Annotated in this window: 21 protein-coding genes; 4 read left to right on the forward strand and 17 right to left on the reverse strand. The window is 64.1% G+C overall.

Features of this window, described 5'->3' with window-relative positions; all coding sequences use genetic code 11:
• Nucleotides 1-288 precede the first annotated feature (288 nt).
• Nucleotides 289-492, forward strand: a complete 204-nt coding sequence (locus GC088_RS09445; protein ID WP_323958755.1) for a cold-shock protein — start codon at nucleotides 289-291, stop codon at nucleotides 490-492.
• A gap of 72 nt (nucleotides 493-564) precedes the next feature.
• Here the strand turns inward: GC088_RS09445 and GC088_RS09450 are convergent, their stop codons facing one another.
• The 13 genes from GC088_RS09450 to GC088_RS09510 form a co-directional block, all read right to left on the reverse strand.
• On the reverse strand, nucleotides 565-996 hold the full coding sequence (locus GC088_RS09450; RefSeq protein ID WP_323958756.1) for a DUF2550 domain-containing protein: 432 nt from the start codon (nucleotides 994-996) through the stop codon (nucleotides 565-567).
• A gap of 11 nt (nucleotides 997-1,007) precedes the next feature.
• Entirely contained in the window at nucleotides 1,008-1,292 is a 285-nt protein-coding gene (locus GC088_RS09455; protein ID WP_323958757.1) for a F0F1 ATP synthase subunit epsilon, read from the reverse strand.
• Nucleotides 1,293-1,298: 6 nt separating this feature from the next.
• Nucleotides 1,299-2,762: a F0F1 ATP synthase subunit beta gene (gene atpD / locus GC088_RS09460; RefSeq protein WP_323958758.1), complete on the reverse strand. Its 1,464-nt coding sequence runs from the start codon at nucleotides 2,760-2,762 to the stop codon at nucleotides 1,299-1,301.
• Between the two features lie 79 nt (nucleotides 2,763-2,841).
• On the reverse strand, nucleotides 2,842-3,735 hold the full coding sequence (locus GC088_RS09465; protein WP_323958759.1) for a F0F1 ATP synthase subunit gamma: 894 nt from the start codon (nucleotides 3,733-3,735) through the stop codon (nucleotides 2,842-2,844).
• Nucleotides 3,736-3,817: 82 nt separating this feature from the next.
• Nucleotides 3,818-5,452: a F0F1 ATP synthase subunit alpha gene (gene atpA / locus GC088_RS09470; protein WP_323958760.1), complete on the reverse strand. Its 1,635-nt coding sequence runs from the start codon at nucleotides 5,450-5,452 to the stop codon at nucleotides 3,818-3,820.
• A 106-nt stretch (nucleotides 5,453-5,558) separates the two neighbouring features.
• Complete coding sequence (locus GC088_RS09475) at nucleotides 5,559-6,374, reverse strand: F0F1 ATP synthase subunit delta (RefSeq protein WP_323958761.1); 816 nt, start codon at nucleotides 6,372-6,374, stop codon at nucleotides 5,559-5,561.
• The gene (locus tag GC088_RS09480) at nucleotides 6,374-6,925 is read right to left on the reverse strand and encodes a F0F1 ATP synthase subunit B (protein WP_323958762.1); all 552 of its coding nucleotides are present in this window, start codon (nucleotides 6,923-6,925) and stop codon (nucleotides 6,374-6,376) included. Before GC088_RS09480 ends, GC088_RS09475 begins: the two co-directional genes overlap by 1 nt.
• A gap of 50 nt (nucleotides 6,926-6,975) precedes the next feature.
• On the reverse strand, nucleotides 6,976-7,179 hold the full coding sequence (atpE, locus tag GC088_RS09485; protein WP_009356484.1) for an ATP synthase F0 subunit C: 204 nt from the start codon (nucleotides 7,177-7,179) through the stop codon (nucleotides 6,976-6,978).
• Between the two features lie 76 nt (nucleotides 7,180-7,255).
• Nucleotides 7,256-8,080 carry a F0F1 ATP synthase subunit A gene (gene atpB, locus GC088_RS09490; protein ID WP_323958764.1) on the reverse strand — a complete coding sequence of 275 codons (825 nt, stop codon included), beginning with the start codon at nucleotides 8,078-8,080 and terminating at the stop codon, nucleotides 7,256-7,258.
• A gap of 75 nt (nucleotides 8,081-8,155) precedes the next feature.
• A complete protein-coding gene (locus GC088_RS09495) occupies nucleotides 8,156-8,488 on the reverse strand; it encodes a hypothetical protein (protein WP_323958765.1) in 333 nt (110 codons plus the stop codon).
• Nucleotides 8,481-8,987: a Cg1360 family ATP-synthase-associated protein gene (locus tag GC088_RS09500; protein WP_323958766.1), complete on the reverse strand. Its 507-nt coding sequence runs from the start codon at nucleotides 8,985-8,987 to the stop codon at nucleotides 8,481-8,483. The genes GC088_RS09495 and GC088_RS09500 overlap by 8 nt, the downstream gene beginning before the upstream one ends.
• Before the next feature lie 101 nt (nucleotides 8,988-9,088).
• Complete coding sequence (locus tag GC088_RS09505) at nucleotides 9,089-10,102, reverse strand: MraY family glycosyltransferase (RefSeq protein ID WP_323958767.1); 1,014 nt, start codon at nucleotides 10,100-10,102, stop codon at nucleotides 9,089-9,091.
• Entirely contained in the window at nucleotides 10,102-11,964 is a 1,863-nt protein-coding gene (locus GC088_RS09510; protein WP_323958768.1) for a polysaccharide biosynthesis protein, read from the reverse strand. The genes GC088_RS09505 and GC088_RS09510 overlap by 1 nt, the downstream gene beginning before the upstream one ends.
• A gap of 180 nt (nucleotides 11,965-12,144) precedes the next feature.
• Here GC088_RS09510 and GC088_RS09515 point away from each other — a divergent pair, with 180 nt between their 5' ends.
• The 3 genes from GC088_RS09515 to GC088_RS09525 are packed head-to-tail and all read left to right on the forward strand — an operon-like array spanning nucleotide 12,145 to nucleotide 14,985.
• Nucleotides 12,145-13,044 (forward strand): glycosyltransferase, encoded by a 900-nt coding sequence (locus GC088_RS09515; RefSeq protein WP_323958769.1) that lies wholly within the window; start codon nucleotides 12,145-12,147, stop codon nucleotides 13,042-13,044.
• Nucleotides 13,045-13,048: 4 nt separating this feature from the next.
• The gene (locus GC088_RS09520) at nucleotides 13,049-14,014 is read left to right on the forward strand and encodes a glycosyltransferase (protein WP_323958770.1); all 966 of its coding nucleotides are present in this window, start codon (nucleotides 13,049-13,051) and stop codon (nucleotides 14,012-14,014) included.
• On the forward strand, nucleotides 14,011-14,985 hold the full coding sequence (locus tag GC088_RS09525; protein WP_323958771.1) for an NAD-dependent epimerase/dehydratase family protein: 975 nt from the start codon (nucleotides 14,011-14,013) through the stop codon (nucleotides 14,983-14,985). Before GC088_RS09520 ends, GC088_RS09525 begins: the two co-directional genes overlap by 4 nt.
• Here the strand turns inward: GC088_RS09525 and GC088_RS09530 are convergent.
• The 4 genes from GC088_RS09530 to rho form a co-directional block, all read right to left on the reverse strand.
• Nucleotides 14,936-15,712, reverse strand: a complete 777-nt coding sequence (locus GC088_RS09530) for an L-threonylcarbamoyladenylate synthase (RefSeq protein ID WP_416377450.1) — start codon at nucleotides 15,710-15,712, stop codon at nucleotides 14,936-14,938. The genes GC088_RS09525 and GC088_RS09530 overlap by 50 nt on opposite strands.
• A 7-nt stretch (nucleotides 15,713-15,719) precedes the next feature.
• Nucleotides 15,720-16,580 (reverse strand): peptide chain release factor N(5)-glutamine methyltransferase, encoded by an 861-nt coding sequence (prmC, locus tag GC088_RS09535; protein ID WP_323958773.1) that lies wholly within the window; start codon nucleotides 16,578-16,580, stop codon nucleotides 15,720-15,722.
• Nucleotides 16,581-16,593: 13 nt separating this feature from the next.
• Nucleotides 16,594-17,670 carry a peptide chain release factor 1 gene (gene prfA / locus GC088_RS09540; protein WP_323958774.1) on the reverse strand — a complete coding sequence of 359 codons (1,077 nt, stop codon included), beginning with the start codon at nucleotides 17,668-17,670 and terminating at the stop codon, nucleotides 16,594-16,596.
• Nucleotides 17,671-17,880: 210 nt separating this feature from the next.
• Nucleotides 17,881-19,941, reverse strand: coding sequence for a transcription termination factor Rho (rho, locus tag GC088_RS09545; protein ID WP_323958775.1), 2,061 nt, complete (start codon nucleotides 19,939-19,941; stop codon nucleotides 17,881-17,883).
• Between the last annotated feature and the right edge of the window lie 105 nt (nucleotides 19,942-20,046).

Below are 20,046 nucleotides of genomic sequence, written 5' to 3' on the forward strand. Positions count from 1 at the left end.
CTCATGATCGAATCGGACCAGGTTTCGGCGTCCAATTGCTCAACTATTCGAATTTTGGCTTAACAATGCGTTTATTCGCCGGAATGTCCGTTGACCAGCACATAGCCCTATGTGATGCTTATTGCAGTCTTTGTGTACGTGGTTTTCATGCTCGCAAGACAGGTTGCGAGCGTGGAACTCCTCGTCAGGCGCAAGATTTCTTGTCCTCAATGGAATTCCCGCGAAGTAACACCCGGCCGGCACGCGGTGTGCCGGTCAAACAATGTTCCATTATGAGGAGAAATACAAATGGCACAGGGAACCGTTAAGTGGTTCAACGCTGAGAAGGGCTTCGGCTTCATCACGCCGGACGACTCCGAAGGCGATGTTTTCGTACACTACTCCGAGATCCAGACCGGTGGATTCCGCACCCTCGATGAGAACCAGCGTGTTCAGTTCGAGATCGGCCAGGGCGCCAAGGGCCCCCAGGCTACCGGCGTCACCACGCTCTGACTCGTAGCGCCACTTAAACGAGCGAGGCCCTCACCTCGGTGAGGGCCTCGCCTGTTTAAGCCGTTCTGTGCTTCAACGCCATGTGCCGATTCCGATGACTGGACCGGCCTCAAGCCAGGACGAAAGCCCGGCATAGACGTCGTATTTCATTGCAAGTAACAACTCCTGACCCTCATAAGTCAGGGAGACGATGATTGCGCCGGGCTGGATACGGGTCTTTTCGGACTCCGTGGGGTTCCGCCAGCCTTTCAGCTCAAGAGAACTCCGCAGATACCGGTAGCGGGGCCTCGGGCTCAGCGAGACGAGGCGCAACCACTCAAGGTGTTTGTCGGTATAACGACACACCCCCATCCGCCATCCCTTGGGAGGGAGGCAGATGGAGGCGTCGAAGGTCCCCAGGGCACTGCGGAGCTGATAGCGACGGAGGCAGAACGCACCTACCGCCAACACCAGCAGGGCAAAGAGCACCGCGAGCGTGATGAACGCAATACCGACGCCGTCCATCAGCTCAGCTGCTACTTCGCGTCTGCGGTTACTGAGCCGCCGATCTTGGCATTGTCGGCAACGATGACCACCCGATTGCTGTCAACGGAGAAAAAGCCGCCGTCAACGCCCACGGTGATGCGCTCCCCTGAAACGGGCTGGATAGCCAGCTCGCCCTCAGCGAGGATCGCAAGCACCGGCGAGTGACCGGGCAGGATGCCGATCTCTCCGTCGGAGGTGCGTGCCTTGACCATGGTCGCCGCACCGGACCACACGAAGTGGTCCGCTGCGACAATTTCAACCTCGAGTTCAGCCATGGGGGCTTACTTTCCGCTCTGCTCTTGGATCTTCGCCCACTGGCGCTCAACGTCGTCGAGACCGCCGATGTTGAAGAAGGCCTGCTCAGCGATGTGGTCCAGGTCGCCATTGCAGATCGCGGAGAAGCCCTCGATGGTGTCCTTGATGCTGACGCTCGAACCCTCGACGCCGGTGAACTGCTTCGCCGTGTAGGTGTTCTGGGAAAGGAACTGCTGGATGCGACGAGCACGCGAGACGACAATCTTGTCCTCTTCGGACAGTTCGTCGACGCCGAGGATCGCGATGATGTCCTGGAGTTCCTTGTTCTTCTGCAGGATCTGCTTCACGCGCACCGCAGTGTTGTAGTGGTCCCAGCCGATGTACTGCGGATCCAGGATTCGCGACGTGGAGGTCAGCGGATCGATGGCCGGGTACAGACCGCGCGATGCGATCTCACGGGAAAGTTCCGTGGTGGCATCGAGGTGCGCGAACGTGGTGGCCGGTGCCGGGTCGGTGTAGTCGTCCGCCGGGACGTAGATCGCCTGCATCGACGTGATCGAGTGACCCTTGGTCGAGGTAATGCGCTCCTGGAGCAGACCCATCTCGTCGGCGAGGTTCGGCTGGTAGCCCACGGCGGAAGGCATGCGGCCGAGCAGGGTGGAGACCTCAGAGCCTGCCTGGGTGAAGCGGAAGATGTTGTCGATGAAGAGGAGCACGTCCTGCTTCTGCACATCGCGGAAGTACTCCGCCATGGTGAGAGCAGACAGTGCAACCCGCAGGCGCGTTCCCGGCGGCTCATCCATCTGGCCGAATACCAGCGCGGTGTCCTTCAGAACGCCTGCTTCCTCCATTTCAACCCAGAGGTCATTGCCCTCACGGGTACGCTCGCCAACGCCGGCGAACACGGAGGTACCACCGAAGTTGCGAGCAACACGGGTGATCATTTCCTGGATCAGAACGGTCTTGCCGACGCCTGCACCGCCGAACAGACCGATCTTTCCACCCTTGATGTAGGGGGTCAGGAGGTCGATGCTCTTGATGCCGGTCTCCAGCATCTCGGTGGAGCCTTCAAGCTGCGCGAAGGTGGGAGCCGGACGGTGGATAGGCCAGCGCTCATTGATCTCGAGCTGCGACTCATGAACGTCCAGGGGCTTGCCCAGCACGTTGAAGATGTGGCCCTTTACGCCGTCACCGACCGGAACGGCGATGGGAGCGCCGGTATCCTGCACGGTGGTGCCGCGGACAAGGCCGTCAGTAGCCTGCAGTGAGATTGCACGAACCAGGTTGTCGCCCAGGTGCTGCGAGGTCTCGAAGGTGATGGTGTGCGTCTGGCCGTTGAGGGTCACCTCGGTGGTCAGTGCGTTGTAAATAGCGGGAATGGCGTCAGCCGGGAACTCGACGTCGACAACCGGGCCGATGACACGGGCAATGCGGCCGGTCGCGCCGGGGGCAACTGAGTCCGTACTGTGCTCAACAGTCTGGGCAGTCATCTCTCTCACTTCATTCGGTAGATGGCGTGGTGCTAATAGTAGTGCGGTGAGGACCCGGAAGGATCCGCGGAGGCGGCGGTCAGGACGCGTTCAGTGCGTCCGCACCCGCCACGATCTCCGAAAGCTCCTGCGTGATTTCCGCCTGACGGGCGGTGTTGCGAAGGCGCGTGTACTTCTTGATCAGTTCGGTTGCGTTGTCGCCGGCCGACTTCATAGCGCGCTGGCGGGCAGCCAGCTCACTCGCCGCGGCCTGCAATAGAGCCGCGAAGATCCGGGATTCGATGTACCGCGGCAGCAGTGCGTCGAGTACTCTCTCGGGTTCGGGCTCGTACTCGTAGAGCGGCAGGATGTCAGACTCACTGGCAGCTTCCTCCTCCACAACCTCGAGGGGCAGCAACCGGATGACCGTGGGTTCCTGGGTGACCATCGACCGGAAGCGGGTGTACACCACGTGGATCTCGTCGACGCCACCGTCCTCGAAGTCCAGGTTGAACTGGTCCAGGAGCACATTGCCGACTTCCCGGGCTGTTTCGAACTCAGGTGCGTCGGTTCCGCCGGTCCATACTCGCTCATAGGCACGGTGGCGGAAATCGAAGTACGCCTGGGCCTTCCGGCCCACGAGGTACACCTTTGTTTCCTTGCCCTCCTCACGCAGCAGCTCGAGCAGTGACTCGGCCTGCTTCAGGACGGTGGCAGAGTAGGAGCCCGCCAGTCCCCTGTCCGAGGTCATGATGAGCACGGCCGCACGGCGGACCTGATCCGGCTCGGTGGTCAGCGGGTGGTCGATCTCGGACTGCGACGCCACAGCAGAAACTGCACGGGTGATTGCGTTGGCATAAGGCAGCGACGACGACACTCGTGCGCGCGCCTTGCCGATGCGAGAGGTAGCGATCAGTTCCATCGCCTTGAAGATCTTGCGCATCGACGTGGTCGACGAGATCTTCTGGCGGTAGACCCGGATCTGGGCTCCCATACTTGTCCTTTCCTTCGTAGTCCCTGCACGGCACTACGGCTCAGGCACCGGGCGCCCGCGTCATGCGCGGGCGCCCGAGCCGTTAGCGCTTCTGCTTGACGATCTTTTCCTGGTCCACAGCACCCTCATCGAGCGGGCTGTGCTCCTCATGTCCTGCGACAAGACCGTCGTGGCCCTCACCGAAGAAACCCTTCTTGAACTCGGTGATCTGAGCCTTCAGCTCATCCACCGTGGAGCTCTCGAGCTGGTTGGTCTGCGCCAGGGTGGTCAGCACCGAGGACTTGTGACGCAGGTACTCGAGGAACTGGCCCTCGAACTTGCGAACGTCCTCAACCGGCACGTCGTCCAGGTAACCGTTGGTTCCGGCCCAGATGGAGACAACCTGCTCCTCGACCGGGAACGGCGAGTACTGGCCCTGCTTGAGCAGTTCCATCAGGCGGGCGCCTCGGGTGAGCTGCTGGCGGGAGGCGGCATCGAGGTCCGAAGCGAACATGGCGAATGCCTGCATGTCACGGTACTGGGCAAGATCCAGCTTCAAGGTGCCCGAGACCTTCTTCATGGACTTCACCTGGGCGGCACCGCCCACGCGGGACACCGAAACACCTACGTCGACGGCCGGACGCTGGTTGGCGTTGAACAGATCCGACTGAAGGAAGATCTGTCCGTCGGTGATCGAGATCACGTTGGTCGGGATGTAGGCCGAGACGTCGTTCGCCTTGGTCTCGATGAGCGGCAGGCCGGTCATCGAACCCGCGCCGAGCTCGTCGGAAAGCTTGGCACAGCGCTCCAGGAGGCGGGAGTGCAAGTAGAAGACGTCACCCGGGTAGGCTTCACGTCCCGGCGGGCGGCGAAGGAGCAGCGAAACCGCACGGTAAGCCTCGGCCTGCTTGGAGAGGTCATCGAAGATGATGAGGACGTGCTTGCCCCCGTACATCCAGTGCTGACCGATCGCGGAACCTGCGTAGGGAGCAAGGTACTTGAAGCCGGCGGGATCGGAAGCGGGAGACGCAACGATCGTGGTGTACTCCAGTGCGCCCTTCTCTTCCAGAGTCTGGCGAACCGCGGCGATGGTCGAAGCCTTCTGGCCGATAGCCACGTAGATGCAGCGAACCTGCTTCTGGACGTCTCCGGACTCCCAGTTGGCCTTCTGGTTGATGATGGTGTCGACGGCGATCGCGGTCTTGCCGGTCTGACGGTCACCGATGATGAGCTGGCGCTGGCCGCGGCCGATCGGGATCATGGCGTCGATTGCCTTGAGGCCGGTCTGCATAGGCTCGTGCACGGACTTACGCTGTGTAACGCCCGGAGCCTGGAGCTCAAGCGCACGGCGTGCCTCGGCCTTGATCTCGCCGAGGTCGTCGATGGGCTGGCCCAGCGGATCAACAACGCGGCCCAGGAAAGCATCGCCTACCGGTACGGAGAGGATCTCACCGGTCCGGTGTACTTCCTGGCCCTCCTCGATGTTGGTGTAGTCACCGAGCACAACGACACCGATTTCGCGGGTGTCGAGGTTCTGGGCAAGGCCCAGTGTGCCGTCTTCAAAGCGAAGCAGCTCGTTCGCCATGACCGAGGGGAGTCCCTCGACCCGGGCAATGCCGTCGCTTGCGGTTGTTACGCGGCCGACTTCGACCCGCTCTGCGTTTCCGGGTTCGTAGGACGCCGCGAACTCGTTCAACGCATTACGGACGTCTTCGGCGTTGATGGTCAACTCGGCCATCTGCAGTCCCTGCTCTCCTGTGTTGTGATCACCGCGGTGTCAGCGGCGACCGTGTTGTTTTCGTCTGTGTCGAAGCTTTCGAGCTTCGCGAATGGCTTGGCCGTGGCTAGACAGCCATTTTCCGGCGAAGTTCAGCCAGGCGCGCAACCGCCGTGGCGTCAACCACTTCGTCACCCACCTTCACGCGGACGCCGCCCACAAGGGAAGGGTCCACGCTCACGTTGACCTTGAGATCGCGGCCGTACAGCCGGTTGAGACCTGCCTGGAGACGTACAAACTGCTCATCCGACAGCGGACGGGTGACGCTGACGTTGGCAATCCACCTCTCCTGACGCAGGGCAACCAGCTCAATGAAGCGCTGTACGAGCGCCGAGGGCTTCAGCCCACGCGGTGACAGCACAGCCTGGCGGATCAGAAGCCGTGCTTCCTCACCTGCTGTGGGCACCAGCCTCAGTGCAAGCGCTGACTTCGCGGCACCGTCTGCCTGTGGCTCCGACAGCGCCCGCTGCACGTCGTGACTAGACTCAACAACGCTCAGGAAGGAGAAGAGGTCGTTCTCGAGACCTTCCAGCCCCAGGACGCCCTGTCCCCTGTTCTCCGCAACCGCAATCGCCACCGTCGCGGCGAGCGATTCCAGTGCATCTCCCAGATCCCGCGGCTTGGCCCAACGACCGGCGACCAGGCCCCTGACGATCTCCGCCGCTTCCGGTGAGATCCGGCCGGAGAACAGGCTGGTTGCCAGAGCAACCTTGTCCTCGGCGGCACGGTTGGGATCGGTCAGCGCACGCCGAAGCCCGGCGTTGCTGTCGAGTGCGTCGAGCACGCCGAACAGTTCCTCGGCCAGCGTCAGCGATGCCGTGCGCAGCCGGGGCTCAAGCTCGTGCCGTGCCTCCGCCAGGGACTGGCTTGATACGCCTGCCATTACTTGGATGCACCTGCGCTCTGGGTAGCGGACTCCGCTTCCAGGTCAGCGAGGAAACGGTCAACGACGCGAGCCGAACGTGCGTCATCAGCCAGAGACTCACCGACGATGCGGCTGGCCAGCTCGGTGGCAAGGGTGCCGACTTCGGCGCGCAGCGATGCGACCGCGGCCTGGCGGTCTGCCTCAATCTGGGCTTCCGCCTGGGCTGAGATGCGGTTTGCCTCTGCGACAGCCTTTTCCTTCAGCTCAGCGAGGATCTGAGCACCTTCGGCGCGGGCTTCCTCGCGGATGCGATTGGCCTCGGTCCGAGCGTCAAGCAGCTGCTGCTTGTATTCCTCGCGGGCAGCATTGGCTTCCGCCTGGGCCGCTTCGGCCTTGGCGATCCCGCCCTCAATGGCTTCAGTCCGCTCTGCAAACGTCTTTTCGAACGCCGGCATGACGAACTTGATAACGATGTACATAAGCACAGCGAAGCCCGCGACTGTTACCAACAGTTCCCACAGGTTCGGCGCGAGAGGGCTCTCAGCTGCAAGTACTACTGCGTTATCCATGTTTCACCCGTCTTTCTACAACTAGTCCGTATGGTTGACCAGCGACTCTTCTAGAGAACGAAGGCGAAGACCAGACCGAGGATGGCGAGGGCTTCGGTCAGTGCCAGACCAAGGAACGCGATCGGCTGCAGTACGCGCTGGGCCTCGGGCTGACGTGCCACACCGTTGATGTAAGCGGCGAACACCAGGCCTACACCGATACCACCGCCGATTGCGGAGAGACCGTAACCTACGAGGTTCAGATTGCCTTCCATTGTTTTCCTTTCAAGATGCCGCCAGATGCGGCAGGTTGGTTGGGATCATCCCCAGCGGGGAAGACTGTGTAACTAATTAGTGGGCGTCCGCGTGAAGCGCGCCCTCGATGTAGATCGCGGCCAGCAGGGTGAACACGTAAGCCTGCAGGATCATGATCAGAGCCTCGAGCATGTACATTGCGATCGCGCCGCCCAGCACCAGGATGCCGGTGCCCTGAAGCAGCACGTTCCCGGAGAGCGCCATGAACTCGATCGCGCTGCCGGCAAGCATGACGATCAGGTGGCCTGCGAGCATGGTCGCGAAAAGACGGAGCGAGTGGGTGACCGGGCGAACCAGGAAGTTCGAGATGATCTCGATCGGTACAACCAGCGGCATGATGTACCAGGGCACACCGGAGGGAACGACTGCGAGCTTGAAGTAGCGGAAACCGTGCTTCTTCACACCGACCGAGATCCAGAGGATGTAGAAGATGGCTGCGATGGCGTATGCGCTTCCCGGGTGGGAGAAGCTCGGAATCTGCAGCAGCGGAACCGCACCGAAGATGTTGTTCACCAGGATGAAGAAGAACGCAGTGAACAGCCACGGAACGTACTTCAGGAAGTCGCGCCCGCCGATGATGTCCTTGCCGATGGAGTTGCGGACGAATCCGTACGCAGCCTCGCCGACGAACTGAAGCTTTCCGGGAACGAGCTGTCCGCGCCGCGATGCAAGGTAGAAGAAGGTGCCGATGAGGACAACCGAGAGGATGACCAGGAGCATCTGCTTGCCGAATCCGGGGGCGAACCAAACGCCGTAGGGGAGCTCCCACGGGAGGATGTTCGGTGGGTGTGCCTCTTCGATCGAGGGGGGAACAAAGCCCTCCTCAGTGGCGGTTTGAGCGGGGAGCGCAAGCGCGATCAACGCGTTTCCTCTCTGCAGTGTCCATCGTTGGGCGTAATGTGATCGGGCACAGAGTTACTGCTCCGACTCATGAAATTATTTGGCGTCACTCTGGGGACCTTCCGCCTGGCCGGGCCCGTCCCCCGGCAGCGAGCCGGGACGGGAGGAGTTTGAGCGGGTGAGGTTGTGCTTGTAGGAAAGATAGAAACCACCTACGGCACCCAGAAGGCCTCCAGCGAGCACGAGTAAACGCGTTCCCAGGAGATTGTCCAGCCCCCAGCCTATCAAACTCCAGACGATGATCCCGCCAATGATGTAGCTGAAAACCGCCAGTCCGTCGTTGTATCCGGCGTCGCCGTAGCGTCCGCGGGGATCTGCCTCACCGCGGCCGTTTTCGCTGCTGCCTGGAGTTTTCGGGGTCTCACCCACGTCCGTCCACCGCCTGTGTTCCAGAGTTGCCGGGCGCACCATGCCCGGCACCGGCGTCGTTGTACAACTGATGCCGCGCACGCGCGAACACCGCCACCTCGACAATCTGCCAGATCACCACGGTGGCGACCGCGGTGCTGAAGAACCACACGCGGTCCAGCCATGGCGGCGTACCGAGCAGGAAGAGCACAGCAGCGAACCCAACCACCTTAATCACGTACGTGATGAGGAAAACGCCGAGCGCACCCGATGGATTATCGCGGCCCACGAAGTGGCCGATCAACAGGCTGATGCCGAAGAAGAGTGCGACCAACCCCCAGCCGGCCAGCACGCTGGCCGCCGCTCCCCCGTCGGCGGCAAGGAATGCAGCCGCCGTCATCATTACGGCTGCGGCGCCGGTAGCGACGGCGCAGCGGACAAGGATTCGGAGCCAGAGGGACACTGTGGGCCCCGAGGCACCGCCGAACACACGGGCGCGCGCAGCGTCAGATGTGTTCATGGGAATCCGTTCGTGGTTGGGAATGGCACAGCAGCGAAAATCCGCCTGCCGGCCTACTGAATTCTACAGCAGATAGAAATCGGCTCCCGCTGTTCATTGCCTTAGTTAACTATCCGTCCGGTGTGGGAAGGGTGTCGGGCCAGCAGGCGCGGTGAATTGATGTAGAGGGCCACCACCGCTGCTGCGAATACTGAGCAGGCCACCGCAAGAGGAGGGGACGCCGTTGCTAGCACGAAGCCGGCAGCGCCGACCAGTCCGGAACATACGGTCACCACCAGCGCAGCCTGCAGGTGGCTGAGACCGACGTCGGTGAGCCTCTGGTAGACGTGCTCGCGGTGCGAGGCGTACCACCGCTCCCCCGCACGCACTCGGCGCAGGAAGGTGATGAAAGTATCGGCCAGGTACACGATCACCGGCGAGAAGAGGTATTCGAGGTAGACCCCGGCCAGGAGACCGGCCACTGCCATGCCCGCGATCGACGCCCCGAGGAGATAGCTGCCGACGTCGCCCAGGAAAACGAAGCCCCGTCCAAGGTTCCACGGAAGGAAGCCGGCAAAGGCGGCTGCAACCACCAGACCCGCAACGGTGAGCCAGAACTGGCCGACCATCGATCCGGCAATCGCGTAAAAAACCCCGACGAGGATGCCGTGCAGTCCCGAGATTCCGTTGATTCCGTCCATGAAGTTCGCCGCGTTGATGTAGGCGGCGACAGCCAGCGCACCGAACGGCACCCACCAGAACGACTGTTCCATCGTCCAGGCGAGGGCCGCTGTACCAATGGCGCCGATCAACACCTGAAGCAGCGCACGAAGCCGGATTGAAAGCCCGCGGTAATCCTCGATCCAGCCCAGGAGTGCCGCGGCCGCCAGGATCGCCGTCACGATGAGCACGACCGAGCGGTCCACCGGAACAAGCCCGGTCACCAGGGACAGGACAAGCCCGACGACGATGCCGACCGCCACCGTGATGCCAACGCCCCGGATGACCACAGTGCGGTGGGAGGACCGCTCATTGGGAACGTCAAGCACTCCGAGTTTGTGCAGCAGTGGTTTGAGCAGGAACGGCAGCAGCACGCTCAGCAGCAGGGACGATCCCACAACGACCCAGAGCAGCATCAGGCGCCCTTCTCCGCGGGCGGCTCCAGGCTCTGGGGGCACTCTTCGATACCGCCCTTGGCCTTCCAGTCCCGGAGATCGAGCAGCTCGGGATCGAGGGCAGCAACCCGGGCGTGCGAAATTTTTGGATGCAGCGGACGGGAGTCCACCTCGTCGACACCCACCAGGTCCTCATGGAGCTTTTCGCCCTTCCGCAGGCCGGTGAACTCGATCTTGATGTCCTTGCCCGACATTGCGATCATCCGGCGTGCCACGTCGAGGATCTTGACCGGCTCACCCATGTCCAGCAGCATGACTTCGCCCCCGGTGCCGATCGCACCTGCCTGGATGACCAGCTGGCATGCCTCCGGAATGGTCATGAAGAACCGCGTCACTTCCGGATCTGTGACCGTGATCGGTCCGCCCACGCGGATCTGCTCGGTGAACAGCGGCAGCATTGACCCCCTGCTGCCAATCACGTTTCCGAACCTTACGGACACGTACCGTTTGCCTTCTTCTCCCGCGGCCCAGGCCGTGAGCTTCTCAGCTACGCGCTTCGAATGGCCCAGAACGCTGGTGGGGTTGGCGGCCTTGTCCGTGGAGATGTTGACGAAGGTGCCGACCCCGGCAGCCTGGGAGGCCCGCAGTACGTTGAGCGTCCCCAGCACGTTGGTCTTCCAGGCCTCTTCGGGGTACTGCTCAAGCAGGGAGACGTGCTTCAGGGCCGCCGCATGGAAGACAACCTCCGGCATGCGGTCGAGGAAGATGGTGCGGAGCGTCTCGGCGTCCCGGATGTCCGCCAGCACCGTGTCTTTGCCCGTGAGCAGTCCGCGGCCAGTGAGCGAAATCTGCGTGGCCTGCAGTCCTGTCTCGTCCCGGTCCAACATGATCAGCTCGGCCGGGTTGTATTCCGCAATCTGCCGGCACAGCTCCGATCCGATGGAACCACCCGCTCCGGTGACGAGCACACGGCGACCGGAGATGTAGCCGGCTACCTCTTCCACGTGGATGTCGACAGGCCGCCGCCCGATGAGGTCCTCGACTGCAACCTCACGGAAGTCGGTGAGGCCTTTTCCTCCGCCAGCGGCGAGCATCTCGCGAAGTGGCGGGAGTACCAGGACCCGTATATTGAGCCCCTCCACCAGATCCGACACGCGGCGGACCTGGGCGGCTTCGACGTCGGAGAAGGCGATAACAAGGGCCGTCGCCCGGGTGCGCCGCGCGATCTCCGGCAGGTCTTCGAGTCTCCCCATGACCGGAACGGTGGCAAGGCGCAGGTGCTTCTTAGCGGGGTCGTCGTCGATCAGGCCCACAGGGAAATAGGGGGAATCGCGGTCCTGCATCATCCGGGTCACCAGCGACTGACCGAGGAAGCCTGCACCGTAGATCAGCGTTCGCTGGGCGTCATCGCCGGGCTTGGCCTTGCTTTCGACATACATTCGCTTGAGGTAGCGGGTTGAAGCCATGAACATGCAGGCAAACGGGAAGGCGATGATGGCGACGCTTCGCGGAATCTGGATCACCGACACGAACGCCACGCTCACCAGCAGCAGGATGACCGACACAATGACCGTAACGATCACCAGCAGCTTGGCCTCGTGGAAGCTGCCGAAGGCATAACGCCCACGGTAAAGCGCAAAACTGACTCCCACGATCAGCTGGGAGATCACTGCGATGGCGCAGAACGCAACAGCCCCGGGAACATTGACCTGGTTGACCAGCAGTTCCAGTCGCAGGATGAGGGCAAGCAGAACCGCAACGATCCAGGCGAGCGAGTCGAAGGCGTACTGTGACCAGAGCCAAAGGGCCGGCTTGTCCGTCCGGGCAGCGGAATGATCCCGATTTCCGCCGGCCGAGGGCTCCCGGTTGTCCGTTTGTTCCATAATTCCTTTGGGTGGAGCGGTAACGCGGCGTGGACCGCCGCCTTCGCCGACGCGCCGGAGACGACTCCAGCGGTGTACTAGACTTTCCCTACCCGAGAATACTAGCCGTACTGCCCGGCGCCCTTCGTGAACGGGTCCCGGCAGGACACGAATCGCCTTGCTCTTTCCGAGAGGACCGTTTTGCAGGAAACCGTGGCTGTAGCGGCCGTGACCTTCGACAGGCCGGATGACGTACAGACACTCCTGGCGGCGCTGGCAGCGCAGGACCACCCGCTCACCTCGGTGGCGCTCGTGGACTCAGGTACTCAGGATGTCGCCTCCCTCGCCGAACAGTCCGCGGCGCCCGTCAACTACATCCGTTCCCGAACCAATCTCGGCGGTGCCGGCGGTTTCTCGCTGGCCATCCTCTCGGCAATCGCGAGCGGCGCCGACTGGGTGTGGATCATGGACGACGACGCACATCCCGAAGACACAAGGGTTCTCAGCAGCCTGCTGAAAGCCGCGCGCGAGCGGCAGCTCGACGTCGTCGTACCCCTGATCGTGGCGCCGACCGACGCAAGCCGGCTGTCCTTCCCCTATCGTGTCGCGGGCCGCACCACGCACGACCGCAAGCTGGTCGAGGATCGCGGCTTCATCCCGGACATTGCCCAGTTCTTCAATGGGGCGCTGCTCCGCGCGGACGTATTTTTCCGGGTCGGCCTGCCCGACCTGCGCCTCTTCATCCGAGGTGACGAGACCGACTTCATGCTCCGCCTCCGCCGAGCGGGAATCCCGTTCGGCACAGTGACCACTGTGGCGCTCAGCCATCCGCCGGGCTGGGACGAAGTGCAGCACGTACTCGGCGACCGGCTCCATGTCCTGGTGCCCCAGACGCCCTTCAAGCGTTTCTACTTCTTCCGGAACCGGGGACACCTGACTCGGCGCTACCTGCGTCCGAAGTCCTTCATCGCCGACGTTGTCGGCTACCCGCTCTATTACCTGCGCCGTGGCGATGTGGCCGGACTCCTGTCCTGGGCGCGCGCCTATATCGCGGGAGTGCGCGGGCGCAGTTTCGGGCCGCCGTCGGACTTCGGATTCTGACACGATGACTTCAGGGTCCCAGCCGGTCACCATTGTGGTGGCAACGTTCAACCGCGCGGAGTACCTGCGCCGGCTGCTTGCGTCGATCGGCCAGCTTGAGCCGGCCCCGGCGGGCGTCGTCGTCGTCGACAATGCCAGTACCGACTCGACCGGCGAGGTGCTGCAGACGGCGGCCGAGTCCCTCAACGTCCCGCTGACGGTCCACCGGCTGCCCGTGAACGCCGGCGGCTCCGGCGGATTTTCGGCAGGCGTGGAGCGGGCAATCGCCGACGGCGCCACGTGGCTATGGCTCATGGACGACGACGTCGAGGTACTTCCCGATGCCCTCGCCTCCTTTGCCCCCTGGTTGGCCCGGTACCGCTGCCTGCACGGGCGCCGGCTTGACCACACCGGCGAGCCATTCTTCTGGCAGCACCGGTTCAATGAGTTCCTCGGGGTCCACTTTCCCGTTCCCGGCAACGTGTTCGCCAACTCCCCCGTCTTCCAGACGAATGTCGCGTGCTTCGAGGGCGTCCTGCTGCACGCGGACGTCGTGCGGACGGTCGGCCTGCCGGACCCGCGCTTCTTCATCAACGGGGACGACACCACGTACGGCTGGCTCATCTCCCGGCAGGAACCCGTCGTCTACATCGACAGGTTCGTCCTCCGCAAGGCGCGGCCGCAGAAACAGATTGACCTCGGGGTGCGTCACCTGAACGACTCCAGCAACCTGGGCAGGTACTGCGGGATGCGCAACCGCGGACACCTGGCCCGGTACCTGAAGGAGCACGGCCGGTTCAACCGGCTCGGCTTTGCCCTCGGCACGGTCCTCACGGCGGGCAAGGAGCTCCTGCGGCTGGTGGCCGTGGAACGGACGCTCTCCGGCGTGGGCTCACTCTGGAACGGCTGGCGTGAGTCCCGCCGCATCCTCGATGATCCCGACTGGGCACCGATGCCGGCGCTTGCTCCACACGAATCGGATGCCCAATGAAGTGGGCGGTGGTGGGCGGCAGCGGATTCGTCGGCTCAGCAGTGCTGAAGGCGCTCAGCAATGCCGGCGAAGAGACGCTGTCGCTTTCTGCGCCCCGCCTGCAGTGCGACGCCGCATCCCCGGCTGACGTGCACGACGCCGCCGACCGCCTCTCCGCCGTCGTGCACCAGCTCGCGGAGCAGCTGTCCGGGGCAGCTGTCGTGGTCAATGCCGCGGGCGCGGCCGCTCCCGGAAGCACAGACACCGCCGTCCTGGGCGGCGCCAACGCGCTGCTTCCGGTGCTGCTCATGCGGGCCGGCAAGGCTGCGGGCGTCAGGCGCCTGATCCACCTGAGCAGCGCCGCCGTGCAGGGTCACCGGCCGGTACTGGACGAAACCCCCGACGTGGCACCCTTCTCCCCCTACTCACGCAGCAAGGCGTTGGGCGAACAGTCCCTTGCGTTCAACACGTCCGCTGACGACACACCGGAGGGGCTCGACGTTGTCATTGTGCGCGCCACTTCCGTACAGGGCCCTGACCGGCCGACGACGGCGGCGCTGGCCAGACTTGCCGCCTCACCCCTTGCGTCGGTCGCCGCACCGGGAACGGCTCCCAGTCCCGTTGCCTCGGTGGACGCGCTTGCGGAACTGGTGCGGATCCTCGGATCTCGGGAAGGTGCGGTTGGGAACGGCTCCGTGCCGGCGATCGTGCTGCAGCCGTGGGAGCGCCTTACCGTTCGATCGGTTCTTGAGTCGGCCGGTGGGACGCCGCTGCTCCTGCCGTCAGTGCTTTGCCGGCTGGTCCTGCGCTGCGCCTACGCCGTCTCAAGCCTGCTCGGTGAACGCCTGCACGGCGCAGTTCGACGGGTGGAACTGATGTGGTTCGGACAGGATCAGGTAGCCGGGTGGACCGACCGGGAGGGCATCGTCCTGCCGTGCCGGATCAGTCCGATCCTTGAGGCGGCAGGGGCGCGCCGGCGTCGTCGTTCCTGACCGCGCTGTCCTCATTCGGGCGTTCCGTTGTGGCGGCTTCGTCGGCATTGCTCGGCGCTGCGGGAGGTTCCGTGGCGAGCACCACGCCCGGCGCTACCTTGCGAAGTTCCTCGAAGGAGATCACTCCCTCGCGAACCACGAGCGGCAGGTCGCCCGTCGTGTCGACGATGGTGGACGCTCCGGCGTCGTGTGAGCGCTGTCCGTCCTCGAGGTACACGTCGACCGACTCTCCAAGCTGCTCAAGCGCGTCTGCGGCAGTAACAGCGGCCGGGTTGCCGGTCCGGTTCGCTGAGGACACGGCAAGCGGACCGGTAAGGATCAGCAGGTCCAGTGCGAGGCGGTCGTTCGGCATGCGCAGGGCAACGGTGCCGAAAGTGTCACCCAGGTCCCAGCTCAGCGACGGCTGGGCGTGGCAGATCAGCGTCAGTCCGCCGGGCCAGAATGCTTCGGCCAGCAGCCGGGCCTCCGGGCTGATGTCGGTGGCAAGACCGTCCATGGTCTGCTGGCGCGGAATAAGGACCGGCGGAGGCATGCTGCGCCCCCGCCCTTTGGCTGCGAGCAGGCCCGCGACCGCCCGAGGGTTGAAGGCGTCAGCGGCGATGCCGTACACGGTGTCCGTGGGAATCACCACGCACTGCCCGGCAGCAAGCGTGCTCTGCGCGCGGGCAAGGCCTTCGCTGCGCTGGTTGGGATCTGAACAGTCAAACGTGACACTCACGCTGGCCATCCTTTCATCAGCGGCCGTTCCATGGCACATCGGTGCGGATTGCAGAGGTGGCGCGGTCGCGGCCCGACAGGTCCGGATGGGTGCGGACCGAGGACCAGAACCGGTCTTCAGTCAGAATGCGTGCCAGGGCGGGAGCCTGGACTTCTGCGTGTTCCATGACGAAGTAGCCCCCCTCCCGGAGCAGGCGCGCGGCTGCGCGGGCCGCAGCCAACGGCAGGCGCAACCCGTCGGCGCTTCCTCCGTACAGGGCCATCTCCGGATCGTGTTCTGCCACCTCGGGCTCGCGCGGGACCGCTTCCGTGGGAATGTAGGGCGGGTTGGAGACGACGACGTCGAAGGTTCCGTTCAGCTCGGAAAGTGCGTCCGTATAGTCCCCGGCAACCAGCGTGACGCCGAGAGGGGAAAGATTGCGTGCCGCCCAGGCGCGGGCAAGCTCGCTCAGTTCGACGGCGAAGACCTCTGCCGCCGGGACCTCCTGCGCGATCGACCCTGCAATTGCTCCGGATCCAGTGCCGAGGTCGGCAACACGCGGCGCGTCGAGGGCGCGGGCGGCGTCTATAGCGAGCTGCGCAACCGTCTCCGTTTCCGGTCGGGGAATGAAGACGCCGGGCCCGACGGCGAGTTCCAGTCCGCGGAAGTACGCCACGCCGGTGATGTGCTGCAGCGGCACGCGGCGCGCACGCTCGGCAACGAGATCCGCGTAACCCTCCGGTGCTGTTGCCCCGATGAGTGCCAGCGCCCGGACGCGGCCCACGTTCTCACGCATCAGGTGCGCGGCCAGCAGCTCCGCATCCACTCCGGGGCTGGGAACACCGGCGAGCCTCAGCGTTGCCGTCGCCTCGCGCAGGGCGGAAGCCAGGGATTCCATGGTTTGGGTGGACCTACGCCTCGTCGCCGATCGCGGCCAGGCGGTTTTGCTCGTCCATCTCGATGGCGGACTGGACCACCGGCTCCAGCTCACCGTTCATGACGGCGTCGAGGTTGTAGGCCTTGTAGCCCGTGCGGTGGTCGGCAATCCGGTTTTCCGGGAAGTTGTAGGTGCGGATCCGCTCCGAACGGTCCATGGTGCGCACCTGGGACTTGCGGATGTCGGAGTTGGCGGCGTCGATTTCTTCCTGCTTGGCAGCGAGGATGCGCGAACGCAGCACCCGCATGGCAGCTTCACGGTTCTGCAGCTGGGACTTCTCGTTCTGCATGGCCACCACGATGCCGGTGGGAAGGTGGGTGATGCGTACGGCGGAGTCCGTTGTGTTGACGGACTGTCCGCCCGGTCCCGAGGAACGGTACACGTCGATCTTCAGATCATTCTGGTTGATCTCGACCTCTTCGGGTTCATCAACCTCAGGCAACACCAGGACACCCGCCGCAGAGGTGTGGATGCGCCCCTGTGATTCGGTGACTGGAACGCGCTGGACGCGGTGTACGCCGCCCTCGAATTTCAACCGGGCGTAAACGCCTTCAGCCGGATCGTTGGACGAACCCTTGATGGCCATCTGGACATCCTTGTACCCGCCGAGGTCGGATTCGGTGGCCGAGATGATTTCGGTCTTCCAGCCACGGGATTCGGCATAGCGGGCGTACATGCGCAGCAGGTCGCCGGCGAACAGTGCAGCCTCGTCGCCGCCTTCGCCGCCCTTGACCTCGATGATGACGTTGCGGGCGTCGTTTGGATCCCGTGGGATCAGCAGTCGGCGCAACCGTTCCTGGGCGGCCTCCAACTGCTCTTCGAGCTGCGGAATCTCGGCGGCGAACTCGGGATCATCGGCCATCTCCCGTGCAGCTTCAAGATCATCCTCAAGCCCGCGCCACCGTGTGTGGGCCTCGACGATGCCGCTCAATTCCGCATAGCGCCGGCCGAGCTTGCGTGCCAGCGACTGATCGGCATGGACGGCCGGATCGGACAGCCGGACCTGCAGATCAGCATGCTCATCGAGCAGGCCCTGAATGGACTCAAACATGGCAGACACAACCTCTTTCGGCTCTTTCAAGCCATTTTAGTGAAACTCGAATTTCTACACGCGCGGTGCGGTGACGTTAACGGCGGAAGCCGCTCGAGACATGCCGGCCGGGGTGTGGCTTCGGGCCTGTCGGAGCGCGGAGCGCGAGTCCGACAGGACGAGCCTCCGCGCGCAGGGGCGGGGCCGGCATGTCTCGAACGGCGTACCTAACTAATCGTTGTCGCTCTTCGCACCAAGCGTGGTCTTCTGGACCTGCATGAGGAACTCGACGTTCGACTGGGTCTCCCGGATCTTGTTGGTCAGCAGCTCAAGAGCCTGCTGCTGCTCAAGACCGGAGAGGACGCGGCGCAGCTTCCACATGATCTTGACCTCGTCGGCGGAGAGCAGGTTCTCTTCGCGGCGGGTGCCGGAGGCGTTGACGTCGACGGCCGGGAAGATGCGCTTGTCGGCGAGGTTCCGGGACAGGCGGAGCTCCATGTTTCCGGTGCCCTTAAACTCCTCGAAGATCACCTCGTCCATCTTGGATCCGGTTTCCACGAGGGCGGTGGCCAGGATGGTGAGCGAGCCGCCGTTCTCGATGTTGCGCGCGGCTCCGAAGAAGCGCTTCGGCGGGTAGAGGGCAGCCGAGTCGACACCACCGGAGAGGATACGGCCCGAAGCAGGCGCGGCCAGATTGTAGGCGCGGCCCAGGCGGGTCATCGAGTCGAGCAGCACGACCACGTCCATGCCCATCTCGACGAGGCGCTTTGCACGCTCGATCGAGAGTTCGGCGACGGTGGTGTGGTCGTCGGCGGGCCGGTCGAAGGTGGAGGCGATGACCTCTCCCTTGACCGTGCGCTGCATGTCGGTGACTTCCTCGGGACGTTCGTCCACGAGCACCATCATCAGGTGCACTTCGGGGTTGTTGGCGGTGATCGCGTTGGCGATCGCCTGGAGGATCAGCGTCTTGCCTGCCTTGGGCGGCGAGACGATCAGGCCGCGCTGGCCCTTGCCGATCGGTGCAACCAGGTCGATGACGCGCGGACCGATCTTGCGCGGCTCGGTCTCGAGGCGCAGGCGCTCGGAGGGGTACAGCGGAACCAGCTTCGAGAAGTCGACGCGGTCCTTGAGTTCCTCGGGATTCTTGCCATTGACGGAGGTCAGACGCACCAGGGCGTTGAACTTCTGCCGGTTGCCGCCCTGGTTTTCACCTTCGCGGGGCGCGCGGATGGCGCCGACTACGGCGTCGCCCTTGCGCAGCCCGTACTTCTTGACCTGGGCCAGCGAGACGTAGACGTCATTGGGTCCGGGCAGGTAGCCGGAAGTGCGCACGAACGCGTAGTTCTCAAGGACGTCCAGAATGCCGGCGACAGGCAGCAGGACATCGTCCTCGGTGACCTCGATGTCGTCGACGTCGGGGTTCTGGCTGCGGTTGCGGCGACGCTCATTGCGGTCGCGGAACCGGCTGTTGCGGTCGTCCTCGCGGGTGTTCCGGTTGCGGTTGCGCCGGTTGCGGCCGCCGCTTTCCTCCCGGTTGTCGCGGTCGCGGTTGTCGCGGTCGCGGTTGTCACGCTCCCGGTTGTCATCGCCCGAGCGGCGCTCCGAGCGGTCCCTGTTGCGCTCGCGGCGTTCGTTGCGGCGCTCCCCCTCGACCTGGACGTCCGACGCTTCGGAGCCTTCCGTGCCCTGCTGGGCAGGCTGGGTGCCTTCGGCATCCGCAGCGGGCGCTTCGCCCTGTCCCTCGGACTCGCTGCGGCGTCCGCCCCTGCGGCCGTCACGGCCACGGCGTCCGCGTTCGGTGGTCTCGGTTGCGGGCTGTGCCTCAGCGCCTTCCGCGGCAGGTGCTTCAGCCGACTCTGTCCCGGCCTGTGCAGCTGCCTCGGCCGGTGCGCTCTCGGGAGCGGACTGCTCGGGCGTAACGACGCCGTCGCTTCCCGCCCTGCGGTTGCGGTTCCGGGTGCGGGCCGGCTTCTCGGCGGGCGCCTGTGCCTGCTCCTGCTCCGCTACGGCGGTTCCGTTCTGCACGGGAGCGGTTTCGACGGCGGCCGGTGCCTGGACTGGGGCAGCCTTGGGACGATCCGCTACAGCCGATCCACGCTGATGGTCGGAAATCGCTGCGACCAGGTCGCCCTTGCGCATCCGCGATCCGACGGAGATGCCGAGCTGGCCGGCGAGAGCCTGCAGCTGGGCGAGCTTCAGTCCGGCAAGCCCGGAACTCTTGGAAGCTGGTGCGCCGTTGGTTTCGGCGTCTTTGGAATCCACGCCTGTCGGCAGGTCAGTGGTTTGAGTCACGAAGGATCCTTCCCCCTCGTCGGGCGGTCCATCTCTGATGTGGACCGCGATTGATTTGCCTGCTGCCAGGTCTTGAAAGAGATGGCAGCCAGGGTTTCGGTGCTC

This window comes from Arthrobacter sp. JZ12, from assembly GCF_035189165.1.
Classification (GTDB): Bacteria; Actinomycetota; Actinomycetes; order Actinomycetales; family Micrococcaceae; genus Arthrobacter_D.

Bases quoted from the DNA above. Each gene is read 5' to 3' on its own strand.
- GC088_RS09450 (WP_323958756.1), bottom strand. From the start codon at position 996: ATGGACGGCGTCGGTATTGCGTTCATCACGCTCGCGGTGCTCTTTGCC.
- atpD (WP_323958758.1), bottom strand. From the start codon at position 2,762: ATGACTGCCCAGACTGTTGAGCACAGTACGGACTCAGTTGCCCCCGGC.
- GC088_RS09520 (WP_323958770.1), top strand. From the start codon at position 13,049: ATGACTTCAGGGTCCCAGCCGGTCACCATTGTGGTGGCAACGTTCAAC.
- GC088_RS09530 (WP_416377450.1), bottom strand. From the start codon at position 15,712: ATGGCCAGCGTGAGTGTCACGTTTGACTGTTCAGATCCCAACCAGCGC.
- atpA (WP_323958760.1), bottom strand. From the start codon at position 5,452: ATGGCCGAGTTGACCATCAACGCCGAAGACGTCCGTAATGCGTTGAAC.
- prmC (WP_323958773.1), bottom strand. From the start codon at position 16,580: ATGGAATCCCTGGCTTCCGCCCTGCGCGAGGCGACGGCAACGCTGAGG.
- prfA (WP_323958774.1), bottom strand. From the start codon at position 17,670: ATGTTTGAGTCCATTCAGGGCCTGCTCGATGAGCATGCTGATCTGCAG.
- GC088_RS09500 (WP_323958766.1), bottom strand. From the start codon at position 8,987: ATGAACACATCTGACGCTGCGCGCGCCCGTGTGTTCGGCGGTGCCTCG.
- GC088_RS09455 (WP_323958757.1), bottom strand. From the start codon at position 1,292: ATGGCTGAACTCGAGGTTGAAATTGTCGCAGCGGACCACTTCGTGTGG.
- atpE (WP_009356484.1), bottom strand. From the start codon at position 7,179: ATGGAAGGCAATCTGAACCTCGTAGGTTACGGTCTCTCCGCAATCGGC.
- GC088_RS09445 (WP_323958755.1), top strand. From the start codon at position 289: ATGGCACAGGGAACCGTTAAGTGGTTCAACGCTGAGAAGGGCTTCGGC.
- GC088_RS09525 (WP_323958771.1), top strand. From the start codon at position 14,011: ATGAAGTGGGCGGTGGTGGGCGGCAGCGGATTCGTCGGCTCAGCAGTG.
- GC088_RS09510 (WP_323958768.1), bottom strand. From the start codon at position 11,964: ATGGAACAAACGGACAACCGGGAGCCCTCGGCCGGCGGAAATCGGGAT.
- GC088_RS09475 (WP_323958761.1), bottom strand. From the start codon at position 6,374: ATGGCAGGCGTATCAAGCCAGTCCCTGGCGGAGGCACGGCACGAGCTT.
- GC088_RS09465 (WP_323958759.1), bottom strand. From the start codon at position 3,735: ATGGGAGCCCAGATCCGGGTCTACCGCCAGAAGATCTCGTCGACCACG.
- GC088_RS09505 (WP_323958767.1), bottom strand. From the start codon at position 10,102: ATGCTGCTCTGGGTCGTTGTGGGATCGTCCCTGCTGCTGAGCGTGCTG.
- GC088_RS09480 (WP_323958762.1), bottom strand. From the start codon at position 6,925: ATGGATAACGCAGTAGTACTTGCAGCTGAGAGCCCTCTCGCGCCGAAC.